This window comes from Paraburkholderia sp. XV (assembly GCF_020177535.1).
GTDB classification, from domain to species: Bacteria; Pseudomonadota; Gammaproteobacteria; order Burkholderiales; family Burkholderiaceae; genus Paraburkholderia; species Paraburkholderia caribensis.
The window spans coordinates 1-18,039 of record NZ_JAGUUD010000078.1; the positions used below are offsets into that span (position 1 = coordinate 1).

At 58.6% G+C, this 18,039-nt stretch carries 20 protein-coding genes; 7 read left to right on the forward strand and 13 right to left on the reverse strand.

All coding sequences use genetic code 11. From position 1 onward, the window contains the following. Positions 1–294 precede the first annotated feature (294 nt). Together KFO72_RS28765 and KFO72_RS28770 are read left to right on the forward strand one after the other, a co-directional pair. Entirely contained in the window at positions 295–501 is a 207-nt protein-coding gene (locus tag KFO72_RS28765; protein ID WP_225033536.1) for a type II toxin-antitoxin system VapB family antitoxin, read from the forward strand. Next, on the forward strand, positions 498–878 hold the full coding sequence (locus KFO72_RS28770) for a type II toxin-antitoxin system VapC family toxin (protein ID WP_225033537.1): 381 nt from the start codon (positions 498–500) through the stop codon (positions 876–878). The genes KFO72_RS28765 and KFO72_RS28770 overlap by 4 nt, the downstream gene beginning before the upstream one ends. Before the next feature lie 259 nt (positions 879–1,137). Here KFO72_RS28770 and KFO72_RS28775 read toward each other — a convergent pair whose 3' ends face one another. The 7 genes from KFO72_RS28775 to KFO72_RS28805 all read right to left on the reverse strand — a co-directional run bounded on the left by KFO72_RS28775 (position 1,138) and on the right by KFO72_RS28805 (position 5,130). After that, a complete protein-coding gene (locus KFO72_RS28775) occupies positions 1,138–1,440 on the reverse strand; it encodes a hypothetical protein (protein WP_225033538.1) in 303 nt (100 codons plus the stop codon). Positions 1,441–1,782: 342 nt separating this feature from the next. Next, complete coding sequence (locus KFO72_RS28780) at positions 1,783–2,145, reverse strand: hypothetical protein (RefSeq protein ID WP_225033539.1); 363 nt, start codon at positions 2,143–2,145, stop codon at positions 1,783–1,785. A 134-nt stretch (positions 2,146–2,279) separates the two neighbouring features. Then, the gene (locus KFO72_RS28785) at positions 2,280–2,600 is read right to left on the reverse strand and encodes a CcdB family protein (protein ID WP_225033540.1); all 321 of its coding nucleotides are present in this window, start codon (positions 2,598–2,600) and stop codon (positions 2,280–2,282) included. Then, a complete protein-coding gene (locus KFO72_RS28790; protein WP_225033541.1) occupies positions 2,600–2,842 on the reverse strand; it encodes a type II toxin-antitoxin system CcdA family antitoxin in 243 nt (80 codons plus the stop codon). Before KFO72_RS28790 ends, KFO72_RS28785 begins: the two co-directional genes overlap by 1 nt. 507 nt (positions 2,843–3,349) lie before the next feature. Beyond that, entirely contained in the window at positions 3,350–3,607 is a 258-nt protein-coding gene (locus KFO72_RS28795; RefSeq protein WP_225033542.1) for a hypothetical protein, read from the reverse strand. A gap of 159 nt (positions 3,608–3,766) precedes the next feature. Then, on the reverse strand, positions 3,767–4,423 hold the full coding sequence (locus tag KFO72_RS28800) for a hypothetical protein (protein WP_225033543.1): 657 nt from the start codon (positions 4,421–4,423) through the stop codon (positions 3,767–3,769). 428 nt (positions 4,424–4,851) lie between these two features. Beyond that, the gene (locus tag KFO72_RS28805; protein WP_225033544.1) at positions 4,852–5,130 is read right to left on the reverse strand and encodes an HU family DNA-binding protein; all 279 of its coding nucleotides are present in this window, start codon (positions 5,128–5,130) and stop codon (positions 4,852–4,854) included. Positions 5,131–5,449: 319 nt separating this feature from the next. Between KFO72_RS28805 and KFO72_RS28810 the strand changes: the two genes are divergently transcribed. Continuing rightward, a complete protein-coding gene (locus KFO72_RS28810) occupies positions 5,450–5,899 on the forward strand; it encodes an SET domain-containing protein (protein ID WP_225033545.1) in 450 nt (149 codons plus the stop codon). A 270-nt stretch (positions 5,900–6,169) separates the two neighbouring features. Here KFO72_RS28810 and KFO72_RS28815 read toward each other — a convergent pair whose 3' ends face one another. After that, positions 6,170–7,186: an IS30 family transposase gene (locus KFO72_RS28815; RefSeq protein ID WP_225033546.1), complete on the reverse strand. Its 1,017-nt coding sequence runs from the start codon at positions 7,184–7,186 to the stop codon at positions 6,170–6,172. Between the two features lie 39 nt (positions 7,187–7,225). Here KFO72_RS28815 and KFO72_RS28820 point away from each other — a divergent pair, with 39 nt between their 5' ends. Then, positions 7,226–7,615, forward strand: a complete 390-nt coding sequence (locus KFO72_RS28820) for a hypothetical protein (RefSeq protein WP_225033547.1) — start codon at positions 7,226–7,228, stop codon at positions 7,613–7,615. A gap of 393 nt (positions 7,616–8,008) precedes the next feature. On the opposite strand, the gene KFO72_RS28825 is transcribed toward KFO72_RS28820, so the two are convergent. After that, the gene (locus tag KFO72_RS28825; RefSeq protein WP_225033548.1) at positions 8,009–8,926 is read right to left on the reverse strand and encodes a LysR family transcriptional regulator; all 918 of its coding nucleotides are present in this window, start codon (positions 8,924–8,926) and stop codon (positions 8,009–8,011) included. Next, a complete protein-coding gene (locus tag KFO72_RS28830) occupies positions 8,923–9,825 on the reverse strand; it encodes a LysR substrate-binding domain-containing protein (RefSeq protein WP_225033549.1) in 903 nt (300 codons plus the stop codon). The genes KFO72_RS28825 and KFO72_RS28830 overlap by 4 nt, the downstream gene beginning before the upstream one ends. 88 nt (positions 9,826–9,913) lie before the next feature. On the opposite strand from KFO72_RS28830, the gene KFO72_RS28835 reads away from it, so the two are divergent. The 3 genes from KFO72_RS28835 (at position 9,914) to KFO72_RS28845 (ending at position 13,167) form a co-directional block, all read left to right on the forward strand. After that, complete coding sequence (locus tag KFO72_RS28835; RefSeq protein ID WP_225033550.1) at positions 9,914–11,467, forward strand: aspartate aminotransferase family protein; 1,554 nt, start codon at positions 9,914–9,916, stop codon at positions 11,465–11,467. A 242-nt stretch (positions 11,468–11,709) separates the two neighbouring features. Continuing rightward, the gene (locus tag KFO72_RS28840; protein ID WP_225033551.1) at positions 11,710–12,147 is read left to right on the forward strand and encodes an acyl-CoA thioesterase; all 438 of its coding nucleotides are present in this window, start codon (positions 11,710–11,712) and stop codon (positions 12,145–12,147) included. Between the two features lie 96 nt (positions 12,148–12,243). Then, positions 12,244–13,167 (forward strand): 3-keto-5-aminohexanoate cleavage protein, encoded by a 924-nt coding sequence (locus KFO72_RS28845; RefSeq protein ID WP_225033552.1) that lies wholly within the window; start codon positions 12,244–12,246, stop codon positions 13,165–13,167. 558 nt (positions 13,168–13,725) lie between these two features. Here the strand turns inward: KFO72_RS28845 and KFO72_RS28850 are convergent. From KFO72_RS28850 to KFO72_RS28860, 3 genes are all read right to left on the reverse strand, one after another. Beyond that, complete coding sequence (locus KFO72_RS28850) at positions 13,726–14,889, reverse strand: porin (protein WP_225033553.1); 1,164 nt, start codon at positions 14,887–14,889, stop codon at positions 13,726–13,728. Positions 14,890–14,972: 83 nt separating this feature from the next. Then, the gene (gene ggt / locus KFO72_RS28855; protein WP_225033554.1) at positions 14,973–16,622 is read right to left on the reverse strand and encodes a gamma-glutamyltransferase; all 1,650 of its coding nucleotides are present in this window, start codon (positions 16,620–16,622) and stop codon (positions 14,973–14,975) included. A gap of 103 nt (positions 16,623–16,725) precedes the next feature. After that, positions 16,726–18,006, reverse strand: coding sequence for an MFS transporter (locus KFO72_RS28860; RefSeq protein WP_225033555.1), 1,281 nt, complete (start codon positions 18,004–18,006; stop codon positions 16,726–16,728). Positions 18,007–18,039: the final 33 nt, after the last annotated feature.

Genomic DNA, 18,039 nt, shown 5'->3' on the forward strand with positions numbered 1-18,039 from the left:
CAAATGTACGTTCTATGCCCACTTGCCTCTCGAAGACCTTAACGTGACAACGCCGTTTGCCGTCATTTCCATTACACAAAATGTTTGCGATCAGAGGGCCCGTGGAGCCCTGTTTTCCCGACGGAAGCTCAACGGAAATTTGCGTCGCCATCTACACCGAGGCTATGTCCCACGGGCGGCAGCAAGCATGTAATTAGGTACCCGAGTTGCGTTGGAGCGCTTGAGTTGGATCGCAACGTCGGCGTCCAGACAGATGCTATAATTGATGCAACCCGGCATCAATTTGGAGTCGAGATGCGAACCACCGTAACGATCGACGACACCCTTTACGAGCGCGCGCTCGAGCTTGCCGACCCTGACATGGATAAAGCTGACCTCTTCCGGGTCGCGATGCAGACGTTTGTTCGCGTCCAGGCTGGCAAGCGTCTGGCAGCGCTCGGTGGCACTGGGCCAGATATGCCCGACATCCCGCGACGCCGATCGGAGCCTGCGGCTCAATGAGCGTGCTCATCGATACATCGGTATGGGTTGATCATTTCCGTCGGTCCAATACGAAGCTTATTCAACTGATCACCAGCGATCGCGCGCTTACGCATCCAGTCGTGCTTGTTGAGCTCGCCTGTGGCACTCCGCCCGCACCTCGCGCGCGGACGCTTCACGACATCGGGCTGCTGCAACATGCGACGCACCCGACCTGGGCTGAGGTGATGGAGTTGATCGAAGCAAGGCAATTGTACGGTCGAGGCTGCGGAAGCAGCGACCTCACTTTACTTGCGTCGACCCTGATGACTCGCGGTGCGTCACTTTGGACCCTGGACAAACGGCTCGCGCAGCTCGCCGGCGAACTCGGCATCGCGTATATGCACGATGTCCACTAGCGGGTGAGCTTGATTTGCCTGCAATTCCGGTGAGGGCGCCTAAGCCAGGCGCGAGGTCGACAGCCGATTTTCCCGGATGGTCCCTGAGGTTTCGCCAGCCGCAATCCGTCCGATGATCCCGTTGCTGCTCACTGGGGGCGCGCTGAACTCGCACCCTGATTCCAGTCGAGGCGTTGGCGATAAAGCGAATTATCACCTGTACGAACGATCGTGCGTGTATGGTCACAGAAGCGAGCCAAGCGTTCGTCTCAGACTCCCGTCAGTGCGTGAGCCTGTGTGCGATCTTGCGGCTCGCCTGAATCATCACGGCGGCCAGGCCGATGATCTTGTCGGGATCATTGGCCGTGAAGGTCTGGGCAATGCCGTTAATTGGCGCATTGAGGACGGCGGCCGCGCGATTGGTCCATATAAGCGTGCGCGAACATCCTTCCAGCGCTTCATGCGCAAATACGCGTGCTTCTGCGGGACTGATTCTCGCCAAAGCCGCATCAACTTCGTCCCGGCTTATGCGGCCGGTCAGATAGTTGATTCGAACCCTGCCGATTGTCTGCTGTTCGAGCATGATCGTCGCCTCTTACGCGGCCCGCCGATACGGCAATGTCAGCGCATAGCGCATGCCGTCGATCGTCTACTGACCTGAACGCGCGTTAAAAAATGGCGCACCTTTTGCGGCCCCCTTTCTGGCGGTACGCAGACAGGGAGCCTCTCCCCTGCAAGCGGCTTCTACCGCCGTTGCCGCCGGAAAATGCACGAAAAGGACAAATACCCGAGATCGGGTACCAACCGGCATCAAGTTCGATGGCTGCCCGGCATTACGTCGGGAAGCGCGCAAACTACAGGCTGAAAAGCCGGTGCGGCGTAGCACCAGGCGGCGCACATCCGGTGCGCGGCGGCGCATGCGCAGTCACGGTTCAACGCTTATTTCTGTCGATTCTCGTCGTGGAACTCGACGTCCTCGATCACGTCGCGCGATATCCAAGCGCTGGCCCGCGCGCTCGCGCACCTGTTGCTCATGCATCTCTTGTGCGCGCATGGCCTGCTCGCGAAGCTGTTTGCGCAGTTCGCGCGTTTTCCACCAGACAAAACCACCGATCGCGATGCCTGCCCCAAGCACCACTGCCAACATCACGAGCGACACGGCGAACCCCACGACGAGCAGCGCAGCGCCTATCACCACGGCCAACACCTTCGCCAATAGGCTCGGTGGACCAGGACGCATCATTGCGCCACTCTGCCTGAGTCTCTCCTGTTGCTTGTCAAATTGCATCGCACCTCCGATCGCGGTTTTCCTGAGGCAGTGTCAGGGGTGAGGCGTAACAGCGAGCTTAATATTCAAGCGGGTTGAGGTTGATTATGCTGATGGACGCTCGCCCCTTGCGAACAAAGCTGCCCGGTCATTACTCAGTATGCGCCGAAGATCCGGTCGAGCGCCGCGAGAATGGCTTCACGCCGATCTGAAAGGGAACCGATGCACTTCCCAAGAGCGTTCAGGGGGACCGAGCCCATGCCAGGCGTATCAAGGAAACATTCTTCGCCGTGAATTTTGAACACGGGAAGTAGGTCGGATGGCTTACCGGAGAAGGCGAGATGTCTGACAGGTCGCAGAGGAATCACAATGCGCGTCGGCAGAACGCCGACATGGGTACTTTGCACGTCGAGCAGGTAAGGTGCCAGTTTGCGCGTCTCAATGTCGGGGTTCGCGTACAGATCAAACCTGGCCATCAAAACGCCCTGTATTTCGCGAGCGGAAGCCCGTCTCGATCGACCATCGCAGTGTAAGCGGCGACCAGTTCGGCGTTATCCTCCGCCCAACGGCGGGCCTCCGCCTCCTGGATTTCTTCACGCACGCCGCGCTCGCTCGCCCGCGAAAGATTGATGCCAAGCTGCTTGGCCCGCTCAAGCACCTCGGGCGGCAAGGTGATGTTGGTGGATTTACGCGGTCGAACTTCGAGTGCTTTGCCCATGTGCGACTCCATGTTGCATATCATGTGCATTATGCCGCACAAGCCCGGCGGGTCACAAGCGTATCGGCCGCTGGCACGCCATCGCGAGACCAATATCGCGCAAGCTGGGGAGGTCGGCCCCACGTCCTTTCAGCGGACCGTCTTGATCATCCTACAACCATGCTGCAGCGGTTCTCATCCACGCGCGGAGCCGGGCCTGCGGGTCCAAACTACATGCGCGCACCCGCACGGGCGTTCCCGCAGCTGGAGTTTGTGCAACAGCCCGCTGCACAGTTATCCTGGTCACACGTTGTGACTCTGCAACCCGCGCTCAACGATGACGTCCACCGACTGTGGTAAGCGGAAAAGACGCTGGGGCACGGCCGGTCGCGCAGCGTGCTGACCAGGCATATCGAGACGACCGGCCGTGCACGCGCCGGCAACACCGCCCCGAATTTCGGCGACCGAGTGAGGCTTACGATGATGCCCTGTCGGACAGAGCGGGAACGCGTTGTCCTGATCCGGTAACTATCTATCTGGGACGCTCGCCCCGCCCGACTGCCGCTTCGCTTCAGCAACCAGTTCCCGGAGGGCCTCGATGCCAGCATCCGTCAACGCGGTTACGGCAATCAGTTGTTCAGAGGGGACGTCCAGATCGTAGATGATCCTGAGACACCCGTCCTCTGGCTCCAGGTTCATGCTCGCCAGTTCGTCCAGCCAACCCTCCGGCTCTCCGAGCATCTTTGCGACACAGGAGATCGTGTAGACAAAACTCGGCGCTGCCATCGTATCGCCCCCTAGGCTCATGAGCTAGGTTAGTCATCTGACCGCGCGGTGGGATACGGTGATTTACCAGGTTTCTTCGTGACCGAATCGCCCACGGCGGTTGGTGCGTCTGACGCTGAGGTGATAGCGCCGTTTGCGCCGGCTGGCGCCACGCGCGCCTCATGCCTCATCGCTCGAATCCACCAATGCAATCCGGAACTGCCACCCTTCAAACTGCATCAACATTGCCCCAAAAGCGGGCCAGTCGACGCGCTTGCCATCTATGATCACACACGGCATGTGGCCGCTCTCGCTGCTGTCCCACTCGATTCGCCCCCGGACCGTCGTTCCGGCTACCTCGAGATTGCCAGCATGCTCGACCAGGTGCCTGGTCGCCAGAGCACGCTTGACCTTCTCTACCAGGTGTCCCAGTAGCTCGAACGGATCCGACCGTGGATCACCAAGAAGCTGAAACCGGTAACCCGCGCAGTCTTCGTCGCCGGAAGCCAGTTCGAACGCCTCCAGTGAAAGCTGGTCGCCGAACAGCAGGCTCCGAAAATGAAACTCGTGCACTACACCATCCGCATCGGCCAGACGCACGGGCGCAAACTCCGGATGTTCAAACGCGTTAAGCTTCGCAAGATGCGCCATCTCGGTGTTGAAACAGCGACTGCACAACGATCGGAACGCGCCATCGCCTGAAGCAACACTCACAACGTCGTGCGGTGACGTGACTGCTCCGCACCGGGCGCAGATGTTATTTGACATCAACGCTCCTCCAGATTCTTTCGCAATGACAATATCGATTGTCGCATCTTTGCGCAGCGCGATCTTCACTTGCCATGCATCTTCGCCACCTGGTTGCTAGCCGCGCAGCCTTGTCGGTTAAGAACTGGATTTTTTGCTACCCCTCTTCACAATTCGTGATGAATTGGGCAAACCCGCAGATGCGGGATTTTCTTGGAGTATAATTATGTACTCCTTATTACTCGGTAATAACTTTACTTATGTCAAATACGTAGGATGACTTATCGAACTACAGCTTACTGGACGCTCGCGCGGTCGACGCACATACGCCGATCTGCGCAGCCAACAACTACGCCTGAACTAACGCCGGACAACTTTCCTCATCCCTGATCACCCGGTCGGCGGAACCGCGAACGGATGTGAGCGGACTCCGCCGACCGGAGCAAACATCGTCTCGGCAGCTCTGACGTCGGCTGCTGGCGCGCCGCCGAAATCAGAGCCCGGATTTTGCAGCCACCTTAAGCCGCGTTGACCGCGTCCTTGAACGCCTTGCCCGCGGTGAATTTGACGGTTTTCGCGGCAGGGATCGTGATCGTCTCGCCCGTCGCAGGATTACGGCCCGCGCGCTCAGCGCGTGCGCCCGTGGAAAACGAGCCGAAGCCCACCAGTTGAACCGCCTCGCCACGCGCGACGGCCGCCGTCACGACCTGAAGGATGGCGTCAATGGCTTCGCCGGTGCTGGACTTGCTTTCGCCCGTGCTGGCAGCGATGGCGTCGATGAGTTCTTGTTTGTTCATGTAAGAAGCTTCCTCTGTGTGACTCCCGTATATTACGGGACGAGCGGACACCCTAACGCATGTGTGGAGTGCAAGGCAACTCGCGCGAGCGGAGCCGCTGTAGCGTGTTTCATCCCTTCTGCCCTCTTGTCGTCCCGCGACATCCGGCCGCCCCCTTCACTGTAGACGGTTGTCATGGCGAAGCTGGTCCGTGATGCATGTGCGCCAGCCAGTTAGTTGCATCCAATTTGATATCTGTGTTGAAGGAGTTTGATCGCAGCGTTATGCTCGCCGCTCGCAGGATGTTCGTCGCGCACCGACTACGAACGGATACGATTCAATGCATCGACGACGCATCACAGCACGACGCTCTCCTGTGCACGGCAGGGGTTTGTTTGCGTTACAGCCGATCGCCGCAGGCGAGCGGCTCATCGAGTACGCGGGCGAAGTGACCAGCTGGCGACGCGCGGCCGCCCGCCAGCAATCCGAGAACGGGCATACTTTTGTATTTGATCTTTCCGACGGACGGGTCATCGACGGCAGTCGAGGTGGCAACAGTGCGCGCTTCATCAATCACGCTTGCGCACCGAACTGCGAGGCCATCGAGACAGGCGACCGAGTCTTTATTCATGCCCTCATGGCCATCGAGCCGGGAGACGAACTCTTCATCGATTACGGCCTGGCAGTGGACGGCGAGATCAGCGACGAACTCCGCGCACACTACGCATGTCATTGCGGCCCCGTCATTTGCCATCGATCAATGCTCGCTGGCGCGGACACAGCGCAATGACTCCTCGTGTATGGGCGCCTGATGTTGATCCGTTGCGGACTTTCAATTCCGTGCAAAGCGGTCGTTCGATGTCGCATTCAACACTGCACGCAGGATTTCTTATTCGCACTGGTGCGGATTTAATTCCAATAGTTCGCGCGCAAGCCGACTCGTAATCACCTGGCCATGCGCCTGACCCGTTTCCAATTGCAGTCAACTCGCGGCATCCCCCTCGCAAAAATTACGGCAGCATTCGCTGGGCGGTTTCAAACGTGAAGTGCAACACAAGGCTTAGTGGACAGAAGTATCGGGGCTGGAAGCAAGTGCAAGCATGGTGGAGAAGACTTCGAACGGCGAATGAAATGCGTGTATGGCACGAGGGCGAGTGTTGAGGCTATCGGCAATGGCGTCAAGGTCATCCTGACTGTAGACCGAGAGATTGGTGCCCTTGGGCAGATACTGGTGTAGCAGACCATTGGTGTTCTCGCACGTGCCACGTTGCCAGGGGCTATGAGGGTCACAGAAGTAGACCTTCACTCCGGTGGCAGCAGCGAGTTGCTCGTGGTACGCCATTTCCTTGCCCTGGTCGTACGTCAGGCTTCGGCGTAGCGGCGCAGCGATGGAATTGAGTTTGGCAGAGAACCCTGCGAGTGCCGATGCCGCTGTCGCATCGTCCATCCTGGCAAGCAGCACCAGGCGGCTGGAGCGTTCGACCAGCACGCCCACAGCAGAACCATTGTTTGCGCCCTTGATGAAGTCGCCTTCCCAGTGGCCCGGCATCACGCGCTCGTCCACCTCGGGTGGGCGCACATGAATGCTGAGCATGTCGGGGATCTGGCCGCGCCGGTCTTTGCCTCGGGTTCGTGGCATGCGATCACTGCGATGGTGGCGCAGACAGGCGATGAGCTGGCGACGCAATTCCCCATACGGGTGGGCGTAGATTGCCGTGTAGATAGTCTCGTGCGAGACCCGCTGGGACGAATCATTCGGATACATACGTTTGAGCGTACCCGATATCTGCTGAGGCGACCATTTCCAGTCCAGCAGCGTGAGGACAATACGCCATGTAACGCCTTGCGGGTCGAGCTTGGCGGGGCGTCGGGCAGCGGCACGTCGTGCGACGCTTAGCGCCTGGGCCGGCATCGAAGCATAGTGCTCGGGTCCGCTGTTGCGCGCCAGTTCACGGCTCACAGTTGCAGGTGAGCGCTTAAGCATACGGGCCATGGCCCGTATGCTTGAACCTTGCAGACGCAGGCTGGCGATCGTCAGCCGCTCTTCTGGCTGGAGTTGTCGATATCGTTTTTCCATGGCAACACCTTAAACGAGTCGGGGTGTTGCACTTCAGATTTGAAAACTCGCTGCTATAGTCAGCGAATGCCGGCGACAAACCATCTCGATGACGAAGGGCGGACGGACCTGCTCTGCTACCTTGTGGTCGCGCAGCTGATCGCCCGTGCGCGTTCGGGCAACTGGCTTCGCACCGATCACCTCGTCGAATCAAAAGCGATATGGTCGCAGGCCAACGGCATTTCGCCGGACTGGCTGGAAGGCGTGCGGCTCGCCAAAGCCTCCGTGCAGCTTGCAACATCCATATGGTCGATTGAGCTGCTGCACGACATCGACGTGCTATCGAACATGTTCACCGACAGCTGGCGACTTGATTATGAGTCGCCGATCGCGCGCGGCATCCACGAAGTTTGCGTAGCCCGGCTGAAGACATGGCGGTACGAGTTGTAGCCACTCTGACCAGACTCGCTACGTGCTCGCATGTGCTGCACCGCTTCGCAGAATACGGACGGGATTCGAAGTCTAGGACGTTTGGCTGAATTCGACCCAAAGCGGTCTAAGATGTCCGTATTTCATCGATGTCCGGTTTTAAGGTCGAACGGCCGTCCGCGCCGCCTTTTACGTTCACGTGCGCGAGTAGCGCATTGCCTTATTCGCAATGCTCGCAACGATCGGATCGAACGTCTCGCTGGGCGTGCCGCAGACGATGATCGGGTGGATATTGACGCTCTGGTACGGACAGGCCTTGGTTTCGCGAGAACACCGACGGACAGCCGGTTTGGGGCCACGGGCGAATATAAAAACTGATTTCGGACGCGCGTCCAGCATGGCAGGCCAAATTAGCTAACCAAAATCTTCGGAAATCGACTGGATGACCTGTCCCCATAACCATTGGGCGCCCGGATCCCGCGCGCTGCGTCGATGCCGAACCGCGCTCAAGGAAAAGTGTCGTTCCAACGAGGCGACGCTGGTTGCCCAGTAGCTTCCTAGCAATCCAAGCGGTCCGATCAAGCTACGCGGCAACCACACGGCGAGGTTGCTCGTGGAGAGGATCATCGGCACGGCGAGGTAATGCGCGACCCGCAGCCGGATCTGGCTGCTCAGGCCCTGTTCCGCGATCAGCTGCTCGACCCCAGGAAAGCGGCCCACCAGAACGAATTCAAACTGCGCCAGTAGCTCTCGCGTGACCGCTTGCCCCGCGAGGGGATGATGCGCACCCGTGACGAGGACGTAGTCCTGGTCGAATAAATGTGCACGTTCGAATTCGACGCCCATGTCGGGAAGTTGCCCCAGTGCAATATGCACCGCGTTAGTTTCGAGGGCGCTTGCCAGTTCGCCGAGCGGAACCCTGACGGATCGAAGTCGCAGGTTAGGCGCGATCGTTGCCAGATGCCGGTGCAGAATGGGCAGGAACGAGAGCTCGCCGCTGTCGCTCATACTAATGACAAAGGTGCGATCCGATTGCTCGGGCACAAATGTCCCAGCTTCCTGCAACGTGTCATGAATGTCGCTTAGCGAGCGATGAATGGCCGGCGCGATCAGATTCACCAACTCCGTAGGTTCGACGCCACCGGGATGGCGCCTGAACAGTTGATCCTTGAGCAGAAGACGCAGACGCGTCAGGGCGCCGCTAACGACCGGCTGTGAAACGCCCAGACGCCGCGCCGCACGGCCAATATTGCGTTCTATATAGACGGCGTCCAGCACCTCAAGCAGAGTGAGTTCGATGCGCGCCTCGTTGGTCCTTGCGCGCTTGATCATCGCGCCTCCCGCGAACGCGGTAGCGAAGCGCGGACAAGATTGCTCATCCACACCAGCCCTGGATCGAGCGCCGCGCGCGGGTGCCGAAACAGATTGACCGCCAATGCGCGTTGCTGAATCGATGGAACGACAATCCTGTATTTTCCGGTCCCGACGATCGCGCGCGCAACACTGCGCGGCAGCCACACCGCAAGGGCTCCGCCATGCACCAGCGCGGGCACCGAGAGATAGAACGACGTGCGCACGCTGACCCGTCTCGTCAAGCCGAGGTCCGCCATCAATTGTTCCAGGTCTTGCGATTCGCCGACCACCACGTATCTCGCCCGCTGCAGCGCCTCCCGTGAGGGGTTGCGCGGCAACACGTGTGAATGCGCCACGAGCAGAACGAAGGGATCATTGAACAGGTGCTCACGGATGATGTCGTCTCCGAGCGCGCCGTAACTACCGATTGCAAAGTCGATTTCGCCGGCTTGCAGGGCCTGTGGGATACGCTGCGTAGGGATCTGCGTCGTCTCAAGCCTGATGCGGGGTGCCAGCTTCTCCACGCGCTGGCGCAGGGACGGCACTGCGACTATTTCGATGCTGTCGCTCATATGCAGGCGGAAGGTACGGTCTGTTGTACGCGGCTCGAAGCTGGACCGCTGCACGAGGCAGCCCTCGAGAAGGGTCAGCGCCTCCCGGATACGAGGCGCCAGCGCGGTCATTCGTTCAGTCGGTGCGACCCCGCGGCCGGTACGGACGAACAGGCGGTCTTCCAGCAATGCACGCAAGGAAAGCAGCGCGTTGCTGACCCGGGGCTGAGACAGATTGAGCCTGAGTGCCGCCCGGCTCACACTGCGCTCGCTGTAGACCGCGTCGAGTATCCGCAGCAGATTCAGATCGATATCGTTGATATTCATGAAACGAATATACGATCAAACGGCCGTCGCGTTGTGAGAAAAAAATTGCGGACCTAGACTGCCTCGCATCCGTTTCAGCCAACACTGCATGCTGGTTCCCACAGACGCACCGACACGCTGGAGATCGGCGATACGACGCGGCGACGTACACCGTCGCGGCTGCACAACCCTCTTTTCGCTCTTGCCACGACTGCGCCGCGAATTGGAAGGTGCGTCTGCCAACACCCTAACTGAGGTAACTGATATGTCCGAACACTCTCTCACCCGTCTCGTCGGCGATACGCCGCACGGCGGCAGCGTGATGAGCTTTTATTTGCCGAAGGGCGCAGCGCGACCGCCGCGCGTCGCGCGCGGCGAAGGTATCTATCTTTACGACGAAAGCGGCAGACAGTTTCTCGACGCTACGTCCGGCGCAGTCGTCAGCAATCTGGGCCATTCGAATCCGCGCGTGGTCGCCGCAATGCTTGAACAGGCGCAGCGTGTCACGTTCGCCTATCCACGCTTTTTTGAAAGCGAGCAGAACGTGCGTCTCGCCGACCGACTGACCGGGCTCGCTGGGGAAGGATTCGACCGGGCCTTCTTTGTTTCAGGCGGGTCTGAAGCAAACGAGTCGGCGCTCAAGCTCGCGCGGCAATACGCGGTAGCACGAGGCGAAGCCACGCGATTTAAAGTCATCTCACGTGATCCGAGCTATCACGGTTCGACGATGGGTGCGATGGCAGTGACGGGCGATTCCTTCACAGAATCCATCTATGGGCCGATGTACCGGACCATGCCAAAGGTTCCCGCGCCGATGACCTATCGGCTTCCAGCTGGCGCGACCGCCGCCGACTACGTGGCGAGCTGCGTCCAGGCGCTGGAGGCGAAAATTCTGGAAGAAGGACCAGAGTCGGTGCTGGCTTTCATTATCGAGCCGATCGGGGGCTTATCGAGCGGTGCGCTCGTGTCGCCGGCGTCGTACTATCGTTCGGTTCGGGAAATCTGCGACCGCTACGGCGTCCTGTTAATCCACGACGAAATCATGAGTGGTGCCGGGCGCAGCGGTGCGTTCCTGTCTTCGCAGCATTGGGCGGGTTCGCGGCCCGACATCGTGACGATGGCCAAGGGACTCGCTGCTGGATATACACCGTTCGGCGCGGTACTTGCACCGAACCGCATTGTGGAGACCATTGCAAACAACGGTGGTTTCGTGCACGGCCATACGTATTTCTCCAACCCGTTCTCGTGCGCGGTCGCAGCTGCGGTGCTCGACGAAGTGGTGGATCAGCAACTCGTCGAGCGCGCGGCGGCAATGGGCAGATACCTCGACGCCCAGCTGCGCGACTTGCAGCAGCGCTGCAGATTGATTGGCGACGTCCGGGGCAAGGGGCTGCTGATGGCGATTGAACTCGTCGCCGACCCTGCCACGAAACGGCAACTGCCCGTCGCCATGAACGCACCGGCACGACTCACCAACTACGGTCTTGCGCACGGTATCGCACTGTATAACCGGCGGGCCAACCGCGGTCAATTCGGTGACATCCAGCTGATTGCGCCGCCGCTGATCGTGACCGAGCCGCAGATCGACGAACTGGTAGAAAAGCTCGAACGCTCGCTCGCCGACTTTGAGCGCGATCTCCATCGCGAGGGCCTCGTCGGCTGAGCCCATTGGTCATTCCGCTCGGCTTTCAGGACGGACCGATTTGTCCAGCGCTCGTCGGCCTCGTCAGAACATTAACCGGCACCCCGCGTCACAGCGTGCACGTCTTGAGCGACGCGATCATGCCCGGCGCCGTGACGTGCACAGCCGGGCCTGCCCGCCGAGCGGCGCGCCCCGAAACTACGTTGGGATCTTCCGCCGACGCGCACTGCGATGAACGATGATCACGACAACGGAGACCGCTCATGCAAGGACGGGCATTTGAATCCCACAAGCTGATCCGCTTTCAGCACTGCGATCCAGCGGGAATTGTTTTCTACCCCCAATACTTCGTGCTTTTCCACGAATTGATCGAGGACTGGTTCAACGACGGACTAGGCATCAAATACGGAGACTTCATCGCGAAACAGCGGCTCGGCGTTCCCACCGTGCGCATCGAGTGCGACTTCGTTGCACCGAGCACTATCGGCGAGACGCTTGCGTTGCGCCTCATCGTGCGTAGGGCCGGCAGAAGCTCTATTGCGCTCTCGCTCTCCGCCTATGCCGGCGAATCGGTACGCGTACGTACCGAACAGGTGATCGTGCTGTTCTCACTAGAAAGCCGCAACGCGATTCCCATTCCGCCCGAACTACGCACGCAAATCGACAATTTCGTCGTGGGCGAACAGGACGTTGCCCGATAAGTCCTCGCCGTGCGTTGCTGCATCAACACCTGGTGCGCCAGATGCGCGCGAGGTACTTCCCGAAGCGGAAATCAAGCCAATCTCTGGAGACATCTAATGGCCACGAACAAAGTCATCATACTGGTTGCCCCGACCGGCGGGATGGCATTCAAGGAACAAAATCCTCATCTACCCACACAGCCCCACGAGATCGCGCGCGATGTGTGCGATTGCTACAACGCTGGCGCAAGCGTCGTCGCAGTTCATGCGCGTCTGCCAAATGACCAGGCGACCTGTAACGCTGATATTTATCGCAGTATCAACGAGCAGATCCGTGCGAAGTGCGACATCGTCATCAACAATTCGACGGGCGGCGGCGTCCACGGAGACATGATCCAGCCGATCGAAGGCGGAATGTGGGACACCGTCTGGGAAGAACGCCTCAAAGGCATGGAAGCAGGCGCCGAAATGTGCACGCTCGACGCCTGCACATTTGTTGCGAGCTTCGGTGGCAAGGAAGTCCTGCTCAACACGTCGCCATCGCGCTGTCGCTTTCTCGCGGAAGAAATGAGAAAGCGCGGCATTAAGCCCGAATGGGAAGTTTTTAGCCCCACACATATCGTGCAGGACGTGACTTCGCTTATCCAACTGGGGCTGGACGAACCGCCCTACGTGATTAACATGGTTATGAACGCTCATCGCGGCTTTCAGAACGCAATGCCATACAATCCGCGCTCGCTGCAGTACATGGTCGATCTGCTCCCGAAGGACAGTATCTTCTGTGTAAGCGGCATCGGCCCTGCGCAGCTACCAGCGAGCGTGAATTCTCTTCTGCTGGGCGGTCAGATCATTCGCGTGGGCCTTGAGGATAATTTGTACTACCGTCAGGGGCAGCTTGCTCGGAACGTCCAGCTGGTCGAGCGAACAGTTCGCATTCTTCGCGAAATGGACTACGAGATCGCCACACCGGCTGAAGCGAGGCATATGATGGGACTGCCCCGCACCGATACACCGGCCCGTCCACATTTCTCTGTCGCGTGAACGAGCGCTCGCCCACGGCTTCCGAACGATCTCTCAGGGACTCCATCGGAGCCTTTCTTGCCGACGCGCAAAGCGTCGGCTTTTTCCGGTGTATCTCGGATTGACTGGCGGCCTTTCCTCTAAGGAAGCGAGCGGACTCTGCCAAGGCACTGCGCGCTGCACGACAAATACGGCGATGGTAGCGGCCCGCCAATGCGGGAAGCGAGCCCCAGAGCGGGGTTCGCAGAAGCCCACCGCCCAGGTGCACGACGGCGACACGTTGACATGAGGGACAAAGAAGGTCTACGGGCCGCCTGGTCATAAGTCACAAGCGATGGTCGTCGTAAGCACCCGCGTCTATCATGCGCGAACCAATCGAAGCGTGGCTGAAACCGGAGTTGCCGATCGCTCGGACGACAACGAAACAACAGATCAATGCGAGTCCCGGTGCGAACGCGGATTACCCGACAGTAACGCCGGGCGGCGTTTACAGGATTCACTGAGCGCTAGCAATCCCTTCGCCACGTTGAAGTTTCACAGTCAAAAAATGCCCTGGTGCAACGAAGGGACAGCGGCTTCTCAAAATTTGTGACGAATTCCCGTTGTGACGAGGAGCTGGTTGGCGCTGCTAGAAGCAGAGGTTCCCGTCAGGTTAGCTACCGCGGGGCGGTTCAACGAGTCGTAACCATCCGCGTGTTGATACACCGCCGCCAGGTAAAGGTCCGTCCTGACCGACAGCTTGTAGTCTGTCCCGACGTTGAACTGGTGATATCGAGCCCCTTCATGACCGTTAAGCGAACTGCCGTAGGTGAGATCATATGCAGCACCGATTGTCCACGCAGGGCTGACCTGGTAGCGGTAATTGACCTCGACATTATTCAACATTGCGGTTGAATCTTTGCCATACATATTTCCGATTCCGGTTTGATAGCCAAGCCTGTTGAATCGCGTGTTGGTATAAATCAAACCCACAGTCGAACCGCCGAAAGTTAGCGCTCCGCTTGTCGCAATGATTTCCTCATTTTTCGCCGAGGCAAAGCCGGCGAACACAACATTCGTAATGTTCGACGCGGTGGTGCTCGACGACGGATTATTGCCGTAGAAAGAGTAGTTGGGGTCGTTGATGTTGAGATATGCGACACCTAACTCGACGGGGCCGTGTTTATACCCGCCGCCCACAGCAATGATCCGGTTTCGACTCATCGAGCCTGCGACGTTCCCGAATGCGTACGCTACGCTGAATGCAATGCCGGACGGCGATGCGTACCGATATTTGACGGAGTTGTTCAAGCGGTACGAGTTGGCCATATTGTCGTAGTCGCCTGGGTGAACCGCCGCGAGCGATCCCCAACTCGTTCCTCCCTGGACAGGTGCGACATATTCCACAAGCGGGTCGTATTGCCGGCCTAAAGTTAGCGCCCCGTACGTCTTATCGGAAAGACCAACCCACGCTTGACGGCCAAACATGGCCCCGCCTTGTCCGAGTGCGCCTGTGGTCGAGCTGAAGCCGGACTCAACCTTGAAGATGGCCGACATGCCATTTCCCAACTGCTCCGTTCCCATGAGCCCCCAGCGGTTGCCTTGAAGGTTTCCCGCCGTCATGGCAACAAGCGACTTTCTACCTACATTGCTGGTATATGTCACGCCCGTGTCGACGATGCCGAATAGCGTGGTTGAATTTTGGGCGTGTGCAATGGGCGCGAGAAGCACATAACCCAACGCAGGAACTATCAATTTCTTCATGTCGGCGACCTAATTTAGGATAACGAATCTACGTTGAAAGGGAAAACTTCTTGACTTAACCACAATAGCAAATCTTTAACGTTTCAGAACGAAGCGGCCCAACCGTCGCGGCGAGGATCGGAGCCCGCCATAAACGTCGGTCCGTCAGGAGTGTGCAAGGCGCGGATGCAAGCTAGACTGCAAGGTCCTTCCAAAGCGGGGACCGTCTGTAGCTGGTGGCCTAATCGACGCAGATCGTCCATAACAGAGGCATCTAATCCTTCTTCGATCGTAAGTAAGTTGCTTCCGCCATGAGGCCAGTTAGCCTCCTGTCCGGTTTGATCGCTACTCCAGCGTGTGACTTCGGCGACGTACTGAGGGTCAAGTTCACAATCCATGAAGGCTACCGAAGCCTGAAGATTGGTCTGCACCTGGTCATCCGCACCGGGCGTTCCGAAGAGAGCCCATACGGCGCCGTCGTGCAGGATCATCGGCGCGTTCATCGTGTGTCTGACCCGCTTGCCGACGGTCAACTGGTTAGGGTGGTCAGGCGCGAGGTGCCAACATGTCATGCGATTGTTCAACAGGATTCCGGTTCCGGGCAACGTAATTGCCGAGCCGAAAGCGTTGTTCAGGCTCTGAATGGCGGACACAGCCCGACCGTTCGCATCTGTGACACAGAAGTAGGTTGTATTGCCATCGCAGCGCGACCGTCCAGTCTGCCCGTCGACTCCAGGTTTCCGCAGATCAATATCGGCAGCCCTCGAAAGGTCGATCTGAGCCGCCAGGTACTCAATATGTCTAGCCCCTAGAAGCTCTTCGACAGGAACGCGCCTAACGCGCGGATCGCTCGCATGGCGTTCCCGATCGAGAAAAGCCAACTTCTTGGCCTCAACCATGTGATGTATTGAAGCAGCCGACAGGTGGCCAAGCGATGCCATATCGAACCGCTCAAGAATTTTGAGCGTTTGAAGGTGCACAAAGCCGGTCGAATTAGGCGGTATTTGCCGTACTTCGTACCCCCGATACTTAATGGATAAAGGCTTTTGAATTTCTGGCTCATACGCGCCAAGGTCGGTAGCGCTGATCGGAACGTCGGCGTTCTTGAAGTCGGAGACCATCCGCTTCGCAAGCTCGCCACGATAGAACGACTCCGCACCGTCCTCGGCGATGGCGCGGAGCGTCTGAGCAAGCTTTCCCTGTGTGACATAGCTGCCAACATCGGGAACGTCGCCCGAACGCAGATAGATTTCCTTACTGTTACGGTCTTCCCGAAGTTTATGGGCATTCCGTTCAGCGAATCGTTTGTACGAGAAGGTTACGCCGAAGCCTCCCTCGGCGGCATCAATCGCGTGCTGGCATAAAGCTGCCCAAGGCATACTACCCTCGCGGCGATGCATGGCCTCTAGAGCGCCGAGGCTCCCCGGGACAGAAACGCTTAATGGACCGTGTAAAGCGAGTTCCTTTTGTTGCGCTGCGGCCAACGCTTTTGGGGGCAATCCGCTTCCGTTATAGACGCAGCCTTGCGCCTGGTCCAACGCCGGCGCAAACGTATGGTAGAACCCGTCCCCGCCCAACCCGGACATGTGCGGCTCGACGACGCCGAGAGTCAGCGAAATTGCTACCGCTGCATCGACAGCATTTCCGCCCGACCTCAGAATATCCAGACCTGCTTGACTTGCGACTGGGTGATTCGTCGCGACTGCTCCATTGCGACCGATTATGAGAGGGCGGTGAGAACGCTTGATATTCATTAATAGACCTGTGATACAAAACCGCGTCGTCTAACGCCTGGACGATGCGTCGGCGGTTGAGACGGAGGCGGTCCCGATGGCAATGTCAGTCAGTCGGATAGGGTTAGCGCAGTGCAACCGTTTTACGGACAGCGGTTAGCGACACAAGGCTAACGGCGGCACACAGCACGAGATAAAAGCCTGGTGAGAGACTGCTAGCCGTGATGCTAATCAGCCACGTGATGACCATCGGCGTGAAGCCCCCGAAGACCGTTGTGCCTATGTTGTAGCTCAACGCAAGTCCGGTCGCCCTTGTCCTGACCGGGAACGCTTCGGACATTAGCGCTGGAAGGGCACCGAAATAGAGAGCCTTGAGCAGGCATAGCCAGGCGGTGACAGCCAGGAGCACCGATGCCGACGGGAATTTCGTCAAGAGCACGAAGCTCGGGATGACGCTCACGGCATACAGCAACGAAGCGATTACCATCAGTCTCACGCGGCCAACGGAGTCAGAGAGATGTCCGACGACTGGGGTGACGAGGGACAATATCACGCCTCCCAAAAGGGTCGCCGAGAATCCAATGGTAGACGGCAAGTGCAACTGCTTGATCGCGTAGGTTGGCAGGTAAAGGATGAGATAGCCTGCAGCGGTCGACAGGACCAAAATGCCTACCGCAAGCGCGACGCGACGTTTTTGGCTGAGTAGAAGCTCTTTCACCGGCGACTCAGCGGCAGACGCGGCGACAAACTCTTTCCCGTCACCAAGATGCTTCCTGATGTAGAGACCCACTGGACCTATCAAAAGGCCAAAGAAGAAGGGGATTCGCCAACCCCAGTCAGCGAGCTGGTCGGGTGTCAGTGCGGCTGATAATCCAAGGCCGAAGAGCGAGGCAATGACAGTGGTGAGCCCCTGGCTGGCGAACTGCCAACTCGACATAAACCCTCGGCGGTGCGGTGCATGCTCAACAAGCAATGCCGTTGTACTGCCGAACTCGCCCCCGGCTGAAAATCCTTGAATCAATCGCGATACGAGTATCAGGATCGGCGCTGCAATGCCTATTTGCCTGTATGAGGGCATTAAGGCAATCATTGCCGTTCCGATCATCATCAACTGGATCGATACCAGCATTGCTGCCTTGCGGCCGCGACGGTCGGCGTAGCTGCCAAGGGCGAGCGCTCCAATCGGCCGGGCAATGTAAGAGATTGCGAATGTTGCGAGCGCGATTACCAGCGAGAGTGTTTCGGAACTGGCGGGGAAAAAGTTTCTTGCGATTGGAATGGCGAAAAAACCGTAAATGACGAGGTCGAACCATTCCAGAGCGTTGCCGATAGAAGCAGCAGCGATCAGGGTCCGGGTTGATGCTTTCGTCTTCGATAACGTTGGTTGTGCGGCCGTGGTTTCCATATAACACCTTGTCATTCGGCACTAGCGCGATGC